The sequence below is a fragment of the Paraburkholderia acidicola genome, assembly GCF_002362315.1.
Classification (GTDB): Bacteria; Pseudomonadota; Gammaproteobacteria; order Burkholderiales; family Burkholderiaceae; genus Paraburkholderia; species Paraburkholderia acidicola.
Window position 1 is genome coordinate 148,886 of record NZ_MTZV01000006.1, and the last position, 12,552, is coordinate 161,437.

At 62.6% G+C, this 12,552-nt stretch carries 11 protein-coding genes; 3 read left to right on the forward strand and 8 right to left on the reverse strand.

Annotation, left to right across the window (positions count from 1 at the left end; genetic code table 11):
- Window positions 1-3: 3 nt before the first annotated feature.
- The 4 genes from BWP39_RS19695 to BWP39_RS19710 form a co-directional block, all read right to left on the reverse strand.
- The gene (locus tag BWP39_RS19695) at window positions 4-1,311 is read right to left on the reverse strand and encodes an MFS transporter (RefSeq protein ID WP_235851461.1); all 1,308 of its coding nucleotides are present in this window, start codon (window positions 1,309-1,311) and stop codon (window positions 4-6) included.
- Window positions 1,312-1,416: 105 nt separating this feature from the next.
- Window positions 1,417-2,382 carry a dihydrodipicolinate synthase family protein gene (locus BWP39_RS19700; RefSeq protein WP_096723246.1) on the reverse strand — a complete coding sequence of 322 codons (966 nt, stop codon included), beginning with the start codon at window positions 2,380-2,382 and terminating at the stop codon, window positions 1,417-1,419.
- 158 nt (window positions 2,383-2,540) lie between these two features.
- Entirely contained in the window at window positions 2,541-4,310 is a 1,770-nt protein-coding gene (locus BWP39_RS19705) for an IlvD/Edd family dehydratase (RefSeq protein ID WP_096723248.1), read from the reverse strand.
- A 176-nt stretch (window positions 4,311-4,486) separates the two neighbouring features.
- Complete coding sequence (locus tag BWP39_RS19710; protein ID WP_096723250.1) at window positions 4,487-5,362, reverse strand: LysR family transcriptional regulator; 876 nt, start codon at window positions 5,360-5,362, stop codon at window positions 4,487-4,489.
- Between the two features lie 122 nt (window positions 5,363-5,484).
- Between BWP39_RS19710 and BWP39_RS19715 the strand changes: the two genes are divergently transcribed.
- A complete protein-coding gene (locus tag BWP39_RS19715) occupies window positions 5,485-6,609 on the forward strand; it encodes a mandelate racemase/muconate lactonizing enzyme family protein (RefSeq protein ID WP_096723252.1) in 1,125 nt (374 codons plus the stop codon).
- A 55-nt stretch (window positions 6,610-6,664) separates the two neighbouring features.
- Here the strand turns inward: BWP39_RS19715 and BWP39_RS19720 are convergent, their stop codons facing one another.
- Window positions 6,665-7,975: an aspartate aminotransferase family protein gene (locus tag BWP39_RS19720; RefSeq protein ID WP_096726044.1), complete on the reverse strand. Its 1,311-nt coding sequence runs from the start codon at window positions 7,973-7,975 to the stop codon at window positions 6,665-6,667.
- Between the two features lie 152 nt (window positions 7,976-8,127).
- Between BWP39_RS19720 and BWP39_RS19725 the strand changes: the two genes are divergently transcribed.
- Window positions 8,128-8,988: a LysR family transcriptional regulator gene (locus tag BWP39_RS19725; RefSeq protein ID WP_096723254.1), complete on the forward strand. Its 861-nt coding sequence runs from the start codon at window positions 8,128-8,130 to the stop codon at window positions 8,986-8,988.
- A 3-nt stretch (window positions 8,989-8,991) separates the two neighbouring features.
- Here BWP39_RS19725 and BWP39_RS19730 read toward each other — a convergent pair whose 3' ends face one another.
- Window positions 8,992-9,501 carry a DUF1697 domain-containing protein gene (locus BWP39_RS19730; RefSeq protein ID WP_096723256.1) on the reverse strand — a complete coding sequence of 170 codons (510 nt, stop codon included), beginning with the start codon at window positions 9,499-9,501 and terminating at the stop codon, window positions 8,992-8,994.
- A gap of 467 nt (window positions 9,502-9,968) precedes the next feature.
- Window positions 9,969-10,763, reverse strand: a complete 795-nt coding sequence (locus BWP39_RS19735; protein ID WP_096723258.1) for an SDR family NAD(P)-dependent oxidoreductase — start codon at window positions 10,761-10,763, stop codon at window positions 9,969-9,971.
- Between the two features lie 104 nt (window positions 10,764-10,867).
- Between BWP39_RS19735 and BWP39_RS19740 the strand changes: the two genes are divergently transcribed.
- On the forward strand, window positions 10,868-11,758 hold the full coding sequence (locus tag BWP39_RS19740; RefSeq protein WP_096723260.1) for a LysR family transcriptional regulator: 891 nt from the start codon (window positions 10,868-10,870) through the stop codon (window positions 11,756-11,758).
- Between the two features lie 26 nt (window positions 11,759-11,784).
- Here BWP39_RS19740 and BWP39_RS19745 read toward each other — a convergent pair whose 3' ends face one another.
- The gene (locus BWP39_RS19745) at window positions 11,785-12,504 is read right to left on the reverse strand and encodes a ribonuclease activity regulator RraA (protein WP_096723262.1); all 720 of its coding nucleotides are present in this window, start codon (window positions 12,502-12,504) and stop codon (window positions 11,785-11,787) included.
- Between the last annotated feature and the right edge of the window lie 48 nt (window positions 12,505-12,552).

The following is a 12,552-nucleotide window of genomic DNA, read 5'->3' on the forward strand; positions in this document are numbered from 1 at the left end:
CGGCTATCTGTTGACGAGCCGCGCAGGCACAAGCACAACGATCAACAACGCTGACACAGCAAGCGAAGCCGCCACGACAAAAAGCCCCGACGACAGCGTATGCGTGACGGTCTTCAACCAGCCGATCACAGCCGGGCTGATAAAACCCGCGAGGTTGCCGGTGCAGTTGATCAACGCGATGCCGGCCGCCGCGCCGGTGCCACCGAGAAAGGCGGTTGGTAGCGCCCAGAACATCGGCAGCGCGGTCACGACACCGACGGCGGCGAGCGTGAGCCCGACCATCGATAGCAACGCGTGATCGCCATTCAGCGCGCACACAATAAACCCGCTCGCTGCGAGCAGCGCTGGCCCAGCAACGTGCCAGCGCCGTTCGCGTGTGAGATCCGCATGACGACCCACGGCGATCATGGCGATGAGGGCGGCGGTGTAGGGAATCATCGTCAATAAGCCGATCACGAACGGATCGTCGATGCCGGTGCCGCGGATGATGGTCGGCTGCCAGAAACCAATCGCATACGAACCCATCACGATGCCGAACAGGATCAGACACATCAGCCACACGCGTGCCGATGTGAACACAGCACGCACGCCACTATGCGTGCGTGCGGCGGCCGTCGCATCGATTTCCTGCTGGATCAGCCGTTTTTCATGATCGTCGAGCCAGCGCGCATCGGCGACGCGGTCATCGAGAAAACAGAAGATCACGATACCGAGCACAACCGACGGCAGCGCCTCGATGATGAACAGCCACTGCCAGCCGGCCATTCCCGACACCCCGTGTGTTGCGTGCATGATGTAGCCGGAGAGCGGTCCGCCCACCAGCCCAGACACTGGATTGCCCGCCATCAGCACCGCCACCATCTTGCCGCGCCGATGCGACGGAAACCAGTAAGTCAGATACAGGATCATGCCGGGAAAGAAACCGGCTTCCGCGACGCCGAGCAGAAAGCGCACGGTGTAGAACATCGCGGGTGTCGTGACCCATGCGGTCGCCATCGACAGCGCGGCCCACGTCACCATGATCCGCGCGATCCAGCGTCGAGCGCCGAGCCGGTGTAGCAGCAGATTGCTGGGTACTTCGAACAGGAAGTAACCGACGAAGAAGAGGCCCGCGCCGAGTCCGTAAGCGGCCTCGCTGAAGTGCAGGCTGCCTAGCATCTGCAGTTTCGCGAAGCCGACGTTCACGCGGTCCAGATACGCGACCACGTAGCCGGCGAATAGCAGCGGCATGAAGCGCAGCGCGACGCGGCGAAACAGTCGATCGGCGTCGCTCGTACCGACTGCCGGGGAAAGGGCGGTGCGGATGAACAAGGTTGTCTCCTGACCCGCTGACGCGAAACGTGTAGTCGTTGGATGGGGGCGCGGGCGTTATCGTGTTGTGGTGTGTCTGTACGTTGCGCGGGTTCCAGTGCGGCGCTAGTTGCCTGGATGCGCGGCCTCCTCTGTGTGTTCCGCTAGCGTTGCTGCGTCGTCGAGATGAAAACCGATGTTCGTCAACGCAGACTCCAGATCGCGCCGTTGCGCCTCGTCGAGTTCGATGAGCGGTGGCCGTACAGCGGCCCAGCCATCGTCGCCCGATTGCCACGCAATCGCCGCTTTCATCGCGGCGATCATCGGAAAGCGCTGGAGCGCGGCGCGCGTGGTATCGAGTGCCTGCTGCTGCGCGAGTGCATCGTCGTTGTGCCACTCGCGTGCGAGACGCGCAATCGCCTTCGCGTTGACGTTAGCGGTCGCCGTGATGCAGCCTGCGCCGCCGCGCTGCAATGTGCGCAACAGAAACGTCTCGCTGCCAGCGAAGACATCGAAACCGTCGGGCTGGAACGCATCGAGCAGGACCTCGGTGTTCTGCCAGTCGCCGGAACTGTCCTTGATACCCGCGACGATGCCCGGATAGGCGCGCAACAAACGTTCGATCAGCGTCGGGCTTATGCCGACCTGTGCGACCTGCGGGATGTGGTACAGGTAGATGCGCAAACGCGGATCGGCAACGGTATCGATCACGCTCGCGAAGCTGCGGAACAGGCCTTCTTCGCTTACGCTTTTGTAGTAGAACGGCGGCAACATCAATACGCCGGCGCAGCCGTGTGCCAGTGCATGACGGGTCAATTCCACTGTATCGGGAATCGCACACGCGCCGGTGCCTGGCATCATGCGTGCAGTGGGCAAACCGGCTTCGGCAAGTGCGTCGAGCAACGTGCGCTTTTCACGCACGCTTAGCGAGTTCGCTTCCGAGTTCGTGCCGAATGCCGCGAGGCCGACGCCTTGATTCAGCAGCAGGCGGCAATGCCGGACATAGCGTGCCGCGGATGGCGTGCCGTCGGCGGCGAACGGTGTGAGTACCGGCGCGAGCACGCCGCGCAGGCGGGGAGTGGGGGACGTCATGGGCGGTGCCTCCTTCGCTGGCTGTCTGGATGTCTGGATCAGCCAGCGCAGTATTGCGTGGCGCAGACGCGCGAAGAAGAGCGGCCCGGTTGCTTCAAACGTTAATATTTTTTGTGTCCGGGTCGTTAGGAGACCCGATGCCACTTACTGCATGCCCCCTAACGCCGCGGTGTCGTCCCGTTGTTCTGTGCAGCGCGCAGAAAGTCGAAATCGACACCAAGATCCGCCTGCGTCACCGTTTGCAGGAAAAGCTTGCGATAACCGCGCTCCGCGGTCGGTTCGGTGACCGGTGCCTGCTCGGCGCGCTGTGCAAGCGTCGCATCCGACACGAGCAAGGTAAGTTCGCGCGCTGCGACGCTCAGACGAATCCGGTCGCCGGTCTGCACCCACGCGAGCGGTCCGCCCACGGCCGCTTCCGGTGTGACGTGCAATACGATCGTGCCGAACGCGGTGCCGCTCATGCGGCCATCGGAAATGCGCACCATGTCTTTGACGCCGAGCCGTGCGAGCTTCTTCGGAATCGGGATGTAGCCAGCTTCCGGCATGCCAGGTGCGCCCTTTGGACCGATGCGTTTGAGTACGAGGATGTCGTCGGCGGTGACGTCGAGGTCGTCGCGATCGATGCGGTTCGCGAGATCTTCGGCGTCTTCAAACACGATGGCGCGACCTTCGTGCTCCATCAGCTTCGCATCCGCGGCCGACTGCTTGATGATCGCGCCGCCCGGCGCGAGATTGCCACGCAACACAGCGATGCTGCCCTGCGGATAGATCGGATCGGCGAACGGCCGCACCACGTCCTGCGCGAAGCCAGGACCAGCGTCGTCGATCGTCTCGCCGAGCGTGCGGCCCGTGACGGTCAGCGCATCGAGTCGCAATAGCGGCTTCAGTTCGCGCAGCAGCGTCGCCATGCCGCCTGCCTTGTGGAAGTCCTCCATGTAGTGCTGGCCCGACGGTTTCAGGTCGAGCAGCACGGGCGTCTCGCGGCCCATGCGATCGAGCGCCTGCAGATCGACGTCGAAGCCGAGCCGTCCCGCGATCGCGGTCAGATGCACGATGCCGTTGGTCGAACCGCCGATCGCGAGCAGCACGCGCATCGCGTTCTCGAATGCGTCGGCGGTGAGAATGCGGTCGATGGTCAGGTGCTCGCGTGCGATCTGCACGGCTTGCGCGCCGGTCAACTCCGCGATGCGCATGCGATCGGCCGTGACCGCGGGCGGTGAGGCACCGCCCGGCACCGTGATGCCGAGCGCTTCTGCCAGACACGCCATGGTGCTCGCGGTGCCCATCACCGAACAGGTGCCGACGCTTGCAACAAGCTGGTTATTGACGTCGGCGATCTCTTCGGCGCCGATGTCGTCGGCGCGAAAACGCGCCCAGTAGCGACGGCAATCGGTGCACGCGCCGACGCGCTCCGAGCGATGCGAGCCGGTCAGCATCGAACCGGTGATCAACTGGATCGCCGGAATGCCCGCCGACGCCGCGCCCATCAACTGCGCCGGCACGGTCTTGTCGCAACCGCCGATCAGCACGACCGCATCCATCGGTTGCGCGCGAATCATCTCCTCGGTATCCATCGACATCAGATTGCGCAGATACATGCTGGTCGGCTGCGAAAACGATTCGTGGATCGAGATGGTCGGGAAATCCATCGGCAGGCCGCCTGCGAGCATCACACCGCGTTTCACCGCTTCGAGCAGTTGCGGCATATTGCCGTGACACGGGTTGTACGCGCTGCCGCTGTTGACGATACCGATCACCGGTCGATCGAGCGCGCTGTCGGTGTAGCCCGCGCCCTTGATAAACGCCTTGCGCAGGAACAGCGAGAAGCCGTTGTCGCCGTAGTTCGTGAGACCTTTGCGCAGGCCGGTGTGGGCGTTGTCGGGGGTGTCGTCGGCGTCGCTGGGAGCGGGAGGGAGCGGGGCGGTCATCGAGAGTCCGGAGCCAGGAAGTTGACGGGAACATGCAAGGGGCGCGACGCGTGCGAGTAGCGGGCAGTGGGCATTGGCCTCAAGCAGACATTATTGCGGCATCGGGCGCGGCGATGCGTTACGTCGATGTTGCTTCAGACATCAGTAAAACTTTGCTTCGGGGCATGCCGAGCCACTTATCGATTCGGCAGCGCCAGCGCAGTGTTCAGAAACGCCTGAACCAGCCGCATGCGCGCCGACGAACGTCCCCACAACAACCCGACCACCCGTTTCGGAAACGGATGCGGCAGCGGCCACTTCGCAAGCGACAGGCCCGCGAAGCGCGTCATCAGCCAGTCCGGCACGAGCGATACACCGATACCACGATCCACGAGCACCGCAATCGCATCGAGCCCGTCGAGTTCGCACCGTTGATGCGGCCGGATGCCATGCTGACGCAAGTACGCATCGGCAAGCTGACCACCGACCACATTGCGGTCATAACGCAAAAACGGCTCGCTTGCGAGCACCGCGTGTGGATCGCTCACCTTCATTGATGCCGGCGTGAGGAGGATCAACGGCTCTTCGCGAAAGGTTCGCCAGTCGCAGCTTTTCGGCAGCTCGAATAGCGGCTGCACGATCATTGCTGCATCGAGATCGCCGCTCACTACCTTGCGATAAAGATCGAGCGAGGTGCCCGGTTCGAGGTAGATGTCGATCTGCGGATGACGCGCGAGCAGTCCCGCCAGCACATCGGGGATCAGGCTCGTCATCATCGTCGGCGTGCCACCGAGCCTCAGTTGCCCGGCCAGCTCCGACGCATCGTTGAGATCGGACCGGAGGTCGCGGATGTCGTGCAGCACCGCACGCGCGCGCTCGAGAATGCGTTCGCCGGCTTCGGTCGTGCCGACCGTGCGCCCCGATCGGCGCACCAGTTTCGCGCCGAGTTCCTGTTCGAGCATCTTGACGCGCTGCGCCACCGCGGCGGGCGTCAGATCCAGCCGGCGCGCGGCTTCCGCGATCGAACCGAGCTCGACCACATAGACAAAGCTTTGCAGGTAGCGCGAATCCATCAATAAAAGTTTTATCTTTTAAAGAAGCCAAAGGATACTGTTTTTGACTCGTGGCCGCTATCACACTGCGTTGCTGACGGTCGCACCCTTGCCGCGACTGTGTTCAACGGAGGAGTACTGCAATGCCCAGAATCGAATCGGTCTCGGTGTGCGCGGCGAGCGTGCCGCTCGATCGCGTGACCTCGTTTGCCACCCGCACCGTGTCGACGCGCCACTACGGTCTCGTGAAAGTGCGCTCGACCGATGGCGTCGAAGGGCTTGGCTTTTGCTATGTCGGTAGCGCGGGCGGTGAACTGCTGAAGGTCGCAGTCGAGCAACTGCTTGCACCGGTGTTGATCGGCAAGGATTCTTACGCGGTGGAAGGTTTGTGGCAGACGATGTATCAGGAGGCGCTGTTGCAGGGGCGCGCGGGGACGGTGATGCGTGCGCTCAGCATTCTCGATACGGCGCTGTGGGATCTGAATGCGCGTACGCATCGTTTGCCGTTGCACAAATTACTCGGCGCGGTGCATCTCGAATCCGTACCTGCCTATGCGAGCGGTGGCTACTATCTCGACGGCAAGACACCGCAGATGCTCGGCGAAGAAATGGCGAGCTATGTCGAGATGGGTTTCAAGGCGGTGAAGATGAAAGCAGGGCGTTTGTCACCGCGCGAAGAAGAAGCGCGCGTGCGTGCGGCGCGCGAAGCGGTTGGTCCCGATGTCGAATTGATGCTCGACATCAACAACGGCTGGACCGATACGACGCAGGCGCTGCAATACCTGCGGCGTTTCGAACCCTACGATCCGTACTTCGTCGAAGAGCCGTTCTCTCCCGACGATATCGACAATCACGCACGCCTCGCGAAGCTCACGCGTATTCCGCTTGCGACCGGCGAAATTGGTTATGGCCGGTGGTATCACAAGGAACTGCTCGACAAGGGCGCTGCCGCGATCCTGCAGAGCGACGCGTTGGTGTGCGGCGGCATCTCCGAGTGGCGGCGCATCGCCGCGACCGCGGCGAGCTACGGCGTAGTGATGTGTCCGCACTGGTTTCACGATGTGCATGCCCCGCTCGTGGCTGCGACGCAGAATGCGCGCTACGTCGAGTTCTTCTGGGACGATCAGGTGCTGAACTTTCGTCGGTTGATCGATCGGCAGCTTGCGCATCGCAACGGGCGGGTGGTGCTGCACGATGCGCCGGGGCTTGGGTTTAATTTCGATGAAAGTGCGGTGGCGCGTTACGGTAGCTGGACGACGGTGCGGTGAATGTTGTGCGGTGACTTGAAGCGGATGTGGAGCGCTGTACGCTCCACATCCGTGCTCAATGCCGGTTCAGACAATACGCAATGCTCTCATCGAGTATCCCAAGCGCCTGATCGATTTCACTGTCGCTGATCGTCAGCGGCGGTGCGAGCCGGAACACATCGCTCATGCCCTTCAACTGCACGATGTTCATGTGCAATCCTAGTTGCAGGCAACGTTCGGTAATCGCCGCGGACAGATCCGGCGCCGGTGCCTTGCTGTCCCGATCTGCGACGATCTCGATGCCGAGCAACAGTCCTTCGCCGCGCACGTCGCCGATGCAGCGATGACGCCGTTGCATCTCGATCAACCCTGCACGCAGCCGTTCGCCGGCCTGCGCTGCACGTTGTGCGAGCCCATCGCGCAGTACGATCTCGATCACCTTCACACCGACCGCTGCGGGCAACGGGTCCGATACATGGGTCGTATAGAACAGGTAGCCCTTCTCGAAGGCACGCTCCTCGATTGCCGATGTGGTCAACACCGCCGACAGCGGAATCCCGGCGCCAAGTGTCTTCGACAGCGTAAGGATGTCGGGCACGACACCGTCGCGCTCGCACTCAAACATCAGACCCGTACGACCGATGCCGGTCTGCGCCTCGTCGACGATCAGCAGCATGCCGCGCTCCGCGCATTTGCGCTGCAGCGCGCGCAGATAGCCCGATGGCAACGGAATCAAACCGCCCGAGCTGATGATCGGCTCGGCGATAAAGGCAGCAAGGCTGCCCGCCGACTGGCGGTCGAGTAAATCGAATGCGTAATCGAGTTCGGCGCTCCAGTCGTAGCGTCCATTGCGTTCGAATGCCGGGCGATAGGGATAGGGCGTAGGAATTGCAAACGAGCCGACAGCCGCGGGGCCGTAGCCGCTGCGGCCCGCGCTGTAGGTCGACGACGCGGCCGCGCCGGTCATGCCGTGCCACGAGCGCGCGAAGCTGGCCACTTCGTATTTGCCGGTGACGAGCTTTGCCATGCGGATCGCCGCTTCGTTCGCCTCGGCGCCGGTACTCAGCAGCAGCGAGCGTTCGAGACCGCGCGGCGCGATTTCTGCAAGACGTGTCGCGAGTTCGACCACCGGGCGCGACAGCATGCCGCTGAACAGGTGCGTCAGCTCGCGTGCGCTGTGCGCGATCACGTCGGCGACTTCGGGATGCGCGTGACCGAGCACGGCACTCATCTGTCCGGACGTAAAGTCGAGAATCGCGCGGCCGGTCGAATCGTAGACATACGAACCGCTGGCGCGTTCGATGATGACCGGCGAGAATGAACCGCCATAGCGGATCAGATGGCGCTGCGCGGCCGACCAGAATGCCGTTTCGGAGAGTGGCGTCATGAGGTTCGTTTCCTGTACGAAGAGGCCGGCGCGAAGGGTGTAACGCATGTGACGGCCGGCTTCTCCGGATGCTACGACTGAACGCCTCGCCGCAGGAAACGAATACCGTTGATGGATGCCATTCGTCGCATTGATACCCGCCTCGATAAACCATGACCAACCTCGACATCGATCTGCTCAGAACCTTCGTCACGATCGCCGACACGCGTTCGCTGACGCGCACCGCGACCGAAGTCGGTCGTACGCAATCTGCGATCAGCATGCAGGTGCGGCGCATCGAAGAAGTGGCGGGCGGCGCCGTGCTGCTACGCACGGTGCGCGGCGTCGAATTGACCGCGCGCGGCGAAACGCTGCTGCGCCACGCACGTGAACTGCTGCGCATTCACGACGAGGCGCTTGCCGAGTTGACCGGACGCAGCCTGAGCGGCGCGATCCGCTTCGGTTGTCCCGACGACTACTGCATCACGTTCTTGCCGACGCTGCTGCGCGAGATCGCGGGCCGTCATCCGCGCGTCGGCGTGCATCTGGTGTGTGCATCGACGACGCATCTGCGGCGCATGCTGCGTGACAAGCGGATCGACCTCGCGCTGGTTTCACTGGCGCCGGGCGATGACGGCGAGACGGCCGTGCGCTACGAAAAACTCGTGTGGGTCGGCGCGCATGCGCGGGCTGCGGAACGCGGCGAAGCGTCGCTGGCACTCGCGCTCTCCGAGCCCGACACGCTCGATCACCAGGCAGCGCGACGCGCGCTGGACGGCGCGGGCATCGCGTATCACGTCGCGTGCGAGAGCGCGAGCAAGGATGGCTTGCTCGCGATGGTCCGCGCCGGCATCGCGATCACGGCACTCACTGAAGGCGCGGTACCCGCCGATCTGACGGTGCTCGATACGCACACCGGGCTGCCGCCGTTGCCGTCGTTCGGCATGGCGATCGCGTCGGCGCACGGCAGTGGCGATTCGCTACTGGTGGGAAGCCTGAAGGCGCTGCTGGTGGATGCGCTCAGCGCAGCCTAGACCTCAAGTTGCCGCCCATTCGCTGAGCGTGGCGATGGTGTTCATGTTGCGGGCGGTGCCGGTTTTCGCTGCGGGAATTTTCAGCTTCGTGTGCGCCATGCCGTCGCCGTAGTGCACGTAGATCTCATGCCTGCCGAGCGCAACTTCTTCGGTTTGCTGGCCGCTTATCTGTGCAAGCGTATCGGCGGGCGGCGGGCTGTCCAGAAAGATCGCGACTGTGCGGTTCGGTGGAGTCGACTTGTACGGATTGGCGGCGAGCACCGCCGCCATTTCCGGGCCGGTGCGGATCGCCACGCCGACCGGCTTACCCGCATAGCCAGCGAGGCAGGCTTCCAGCTTCGCCTTCACCGACGCTTTCGACAGCGTGCTGGCAAAAACAACATTACCGCTTGCGATATAGGTGCGCACGTTCGTGCAACCGATGGATTCGCACATCGCGCGCAGTTCGGACATCGGTAGCTTGCCGGTCCCGCCGACATTGACGGCCCGCAACAGGGCGATATAGGTAGTCATGCGCGAATTCTAGCGCTGCATCGCGAAGCGGGGCTGCATTGGCGCGCGTTGGGCGACCGTCACACAACAGCGTTTTGCATCGATGCCGATCGAATGCACGCGCGGTATTGATCATACGATTCACGCGCCGTTGACGTGATTAGACAGGTCTGTATCGATGGAATGAAAAGAAAGATGTTGTGCTTAACTAAACAATGACGCACGGCTATACTTTCCCGCCATGTACGAACCGTTGTACGTGTATCGAACGTTGTGTCGCAGCGTGCGGCAACGAGCATGCACACGGAGCACAACGCAGTACCGTCTCTCAGGTTCTGGTACGCCCTCGGAATAACCAGAACCCTTACGCCGGCCTTGGCCGGCGTTTTTTTTCTGAATGACTGACCTGGGCTGTCGTCTACCCCGGGAAGGAACCGATGCTTTGACCCTTCCCGAAGCCGCGTTGAACGAGTGAAAACGCGCGTGCCCTATGCAATTGTCCGAACCACACCGCCGTCGACACGCAAGGAACTACCGGTTGTCGCCGACGCCTGCTCCGAGCAGACATAGACGACCAGGTTGGCGACTTCTTCGGTTGTCGCGAAGCGATTGAGGAGCGTGGTCGGGCGATTCGTTTTCAGGAACTGCTGCTCGGCTTCCTCACGCGTAATGCCTTGCGCATCTGCGCTCGCCTGCGCCCAGCCACCCATGATTTCCGAATTCGTCGGACCAGGGAGAACCGAGTTAACGGTGACGCCCGTTCCGCCGACCACCTCGGCGAGACCCCTTGCAATGGCGAGCTGGGCGGTCTTGGTCGTGGCGTAGTCGATCATGTCCTTGGGGATGGCAAGCGCGGACTCGCTGCTGATGAAAACGACGCGCCCCCAGCCGCGCTTCGTCATGTTCGGCACATAGTGGCGGGAGGCGCGAATGCCGCTCATGACGTTCAGTTCGAAGAGATCGATCCACTCGCGGTCCTCAATGTCGAAGAAGGACTTCGGACGCCCCGTACCCACGTTGTTGACGAGAATGTCCGCATCCGGCGCCCGCGCGAACAACTCCGCCGCGCCTTCCGGGGTCGCAAGATCGGCGATGACGCCGGTGAACTCCGTCTTTGGCAAGCGTTCGCGAAGCTCCCGAAGCGCCGCGGAGACGCGCTGCTCTGTGCGGCCGTTGATCACGACCGCGGCGCCTGCGCGCCCCAACCCTTCTGCAATGGCCCGGCCGATACCCGCCGTTGACCCGGTAACGACGGCCTTGCGGCCAGTGAGATCGATATTCATGACACCCGTCCTTCAACCTGTGGAGAAGGCTGGATTGTGGGTGATGCCGGAACCGATTATAATAGGTTGAATTATCATAATATTAATTCCATGGAGGAATTAGTATGGATCGATTCAACGAATTGAACGCCTTCATCGCCGTGGTTGAAGCAGGCGGTTTTACCGCCGCCGCGCGTCGAACCGGGGACTCGCAGTCGGCCATCAGCAAGGCGATCGGCGCGCTCGAGAGACGCCTCGGGGTGGCGTTATTTAACCGAAGCACGCGCAGTGTGACCCTGACGGATCAAGGGCAGAGATACTACGACCGGGCAAAACCGCTGCTTGACGAGATGGATGACGCCGACAGCGAACTGACCAGCAGCACGGGCAATGTCTCGGGTCTGATCAGGATCGCTGCATCAGGTACGTTCGGCCGCCTGCATATTTTGCCGCTTATCCCCGACCTGTTATCGCTCAATCCTGGCCTTCAGGTCGATCTCGTTCTCTCGGACTTCGTGCGAGACATGGTGGAAGACGGGATCGATCTGGCGATCCGGGTGGGGCCCGTCAACGATCCCGATGCGATTGCGAGGCGCGTGGCCAGCACGCCGCTCGTCTGCGTTGGATCCCGTCGCTACTTCGAGCAACACGGAACGCCAAAGACCCCCGCCGACCTCGTCGATCACAATTGCCTGGTATATCGCGGTCTGGCGGAGTCAACGCATTGGTCCTTTGTCGGACCAGAAGGTCAATTTAGCGTGTCCGTGCGCGGAAATCTCACGTCCAACAGTGTCGAAACGATACGGGCGGGTGTTCTAGCCGGAGTGGGAATCGGCCTGTTTGCCAAGGTCTCTCTTGCCGATGATCTCCGGCATCCGGACGTCATCACTGTTCTCGACGAATTTATAGGCGACGCCAGAGATATCAGCCTCATCTGGCCAAGACGCCGGTTTGTACCGGCGCGCGTGCGACGAGTCACCGATTTTTTCGCAGAGGCCATACCGCGGCGCATCTAGCCGCCGGACTCAGGAATCAAGAATTTTTAGCGCTTCCGTGCCTGCCGCCATGCGTCGTACGCGGCGCGGGTCGCTTCGTTCGGCGGATAGGTCCCCGGCAATGCCGCGCCGTCGCGAATGCGCTCAGTCAGAAATTCTTCGAGATGCTCCTGCTCGACGGCGGCCTGGGCGACATCGGTGGCCATTTCGTGCGGAATCACGACCACGCCATCCGTGTCGCCAACAATCACATCGCCAGGAAACACCGCGACACCGCCGCAGCCGATCGGCACATCGATATCGATCGCGTGATGGCGCAGCAGGTTCGGCGGTGCGCTGGCACCTGCGCAGAACACCGGCAGGCCGAGCGCGGCGATCGTTACGCTGTCGCGCACCGGACCGTCCGACACCATGCCCGCCACGCCGCGCACCTGTAGCCGTTGCGTGAGAATCGAACCAAACGATGCACTGCCGCGTTCGCCGCGGCAATCCTGTACCAGCACATAACCGGCCGGAATCGTCTCGACACATTTGCGCTGCGCGTATTCGGGGTTCGCGAACAGTTCGAGCACATCGATGTCTTCGCGCGAAGGGATGTTGCGCAGCGTGAACGCGGGACCGACGAGATTCGGTCCGCTGTGCGCCGCGAGCGGTGCGACACCTTGCATAAAAGTATTGCGCAGGCCGCGTTTGAACAGTTGCGTGGTGAGCGTCGCGGTGCTGACGTGACGGAGGGCTTCGAGCGTGGCGGAATCGGGGGCGGGCATCGTCGTATGGGCGCAGGAGGGTGGGGGCGCGTTGCGTGTTACGTGCTC

What these genes read in the sequence shown, in the direction of transcription:
- BWP39_RS19700 (WP_096723246.1), bottom strand. Translation starts at nt 2,382, where the DNA reads ATGACGTCCCCCACTCCCCGCCTGCGCGGCGTGCTCGCGCCGGTACTC.
- BWP39_RS19705 (WP_096723248.1), bottom strand. Translation starts at nt 4,310, where the DNA reads ATGACCGCCCCGCTCCCTCCCGCTCCCAGCGACGCCGACGACACCCCC.
- BWP39_RS19710 (WP_096723250.1), bottom strand. Translation starts at nt 5,362, where the DNA reads ATGGATTCGCGCTACCTGCAAAGCTTTGTCTATGTGGTCGAGCTCGGT.
- BWP39_RS19715 (WP_096723252.1), top strand. Translation starts at nt 5,485, where the DNA reads ATGCCCAGAATCGAATCGGTCTCGGTGTGCGCGGCGAGCGTGCCGCTC.
- BWP39_RS19720 (WP_096726044.1), bottom strand. Translation starts at nt 7,975, where the DNA reads ATGACGCCACTCTCCGAAACGGCATTCTGGTCGGCCGCGCAGCGCCAT.
- BWP39_RS19725 (WP_096723254.1), top strand. Translation starts at nt 8,128, where the DNA reads ATGACCAACCTCGACATCGATCTGCTCAGAACCTTCGTCACGATCGCC.
- BWP39_RS19730 (WP_096723256.1), bottom strand. Translation starts at nt 9,501, where the DNA reads ATGACTACCTATATCGCCCTGTTGCGGGCCGTCAATGTCGGCGGGACC.
- BWP39_RS19735 (WP_096723258.1), bottom strand. Translation starts at nt 10,763, where the DNA reads ATGAATATCGATCTCACTGGCCGCAAGGCCGTCGTTACCGGGTCAACG.
- BWP39_RS19740 (WP_096723260.1), top strand. Translation starts at nt 10,868, where the DNA reads ATGGATCGATTCAACGAATTGAACGCCTTCATCGCCGTGGTTGAAGCA.
- BWP39_RS19745 (WP_096723262.1), bottom strand. Translation starts at nt 12,504, where the DNA reads ATGCCCGCCCCCGATTCCGCCACGCTCGAAGCCCTCCGTCACGTCAGC.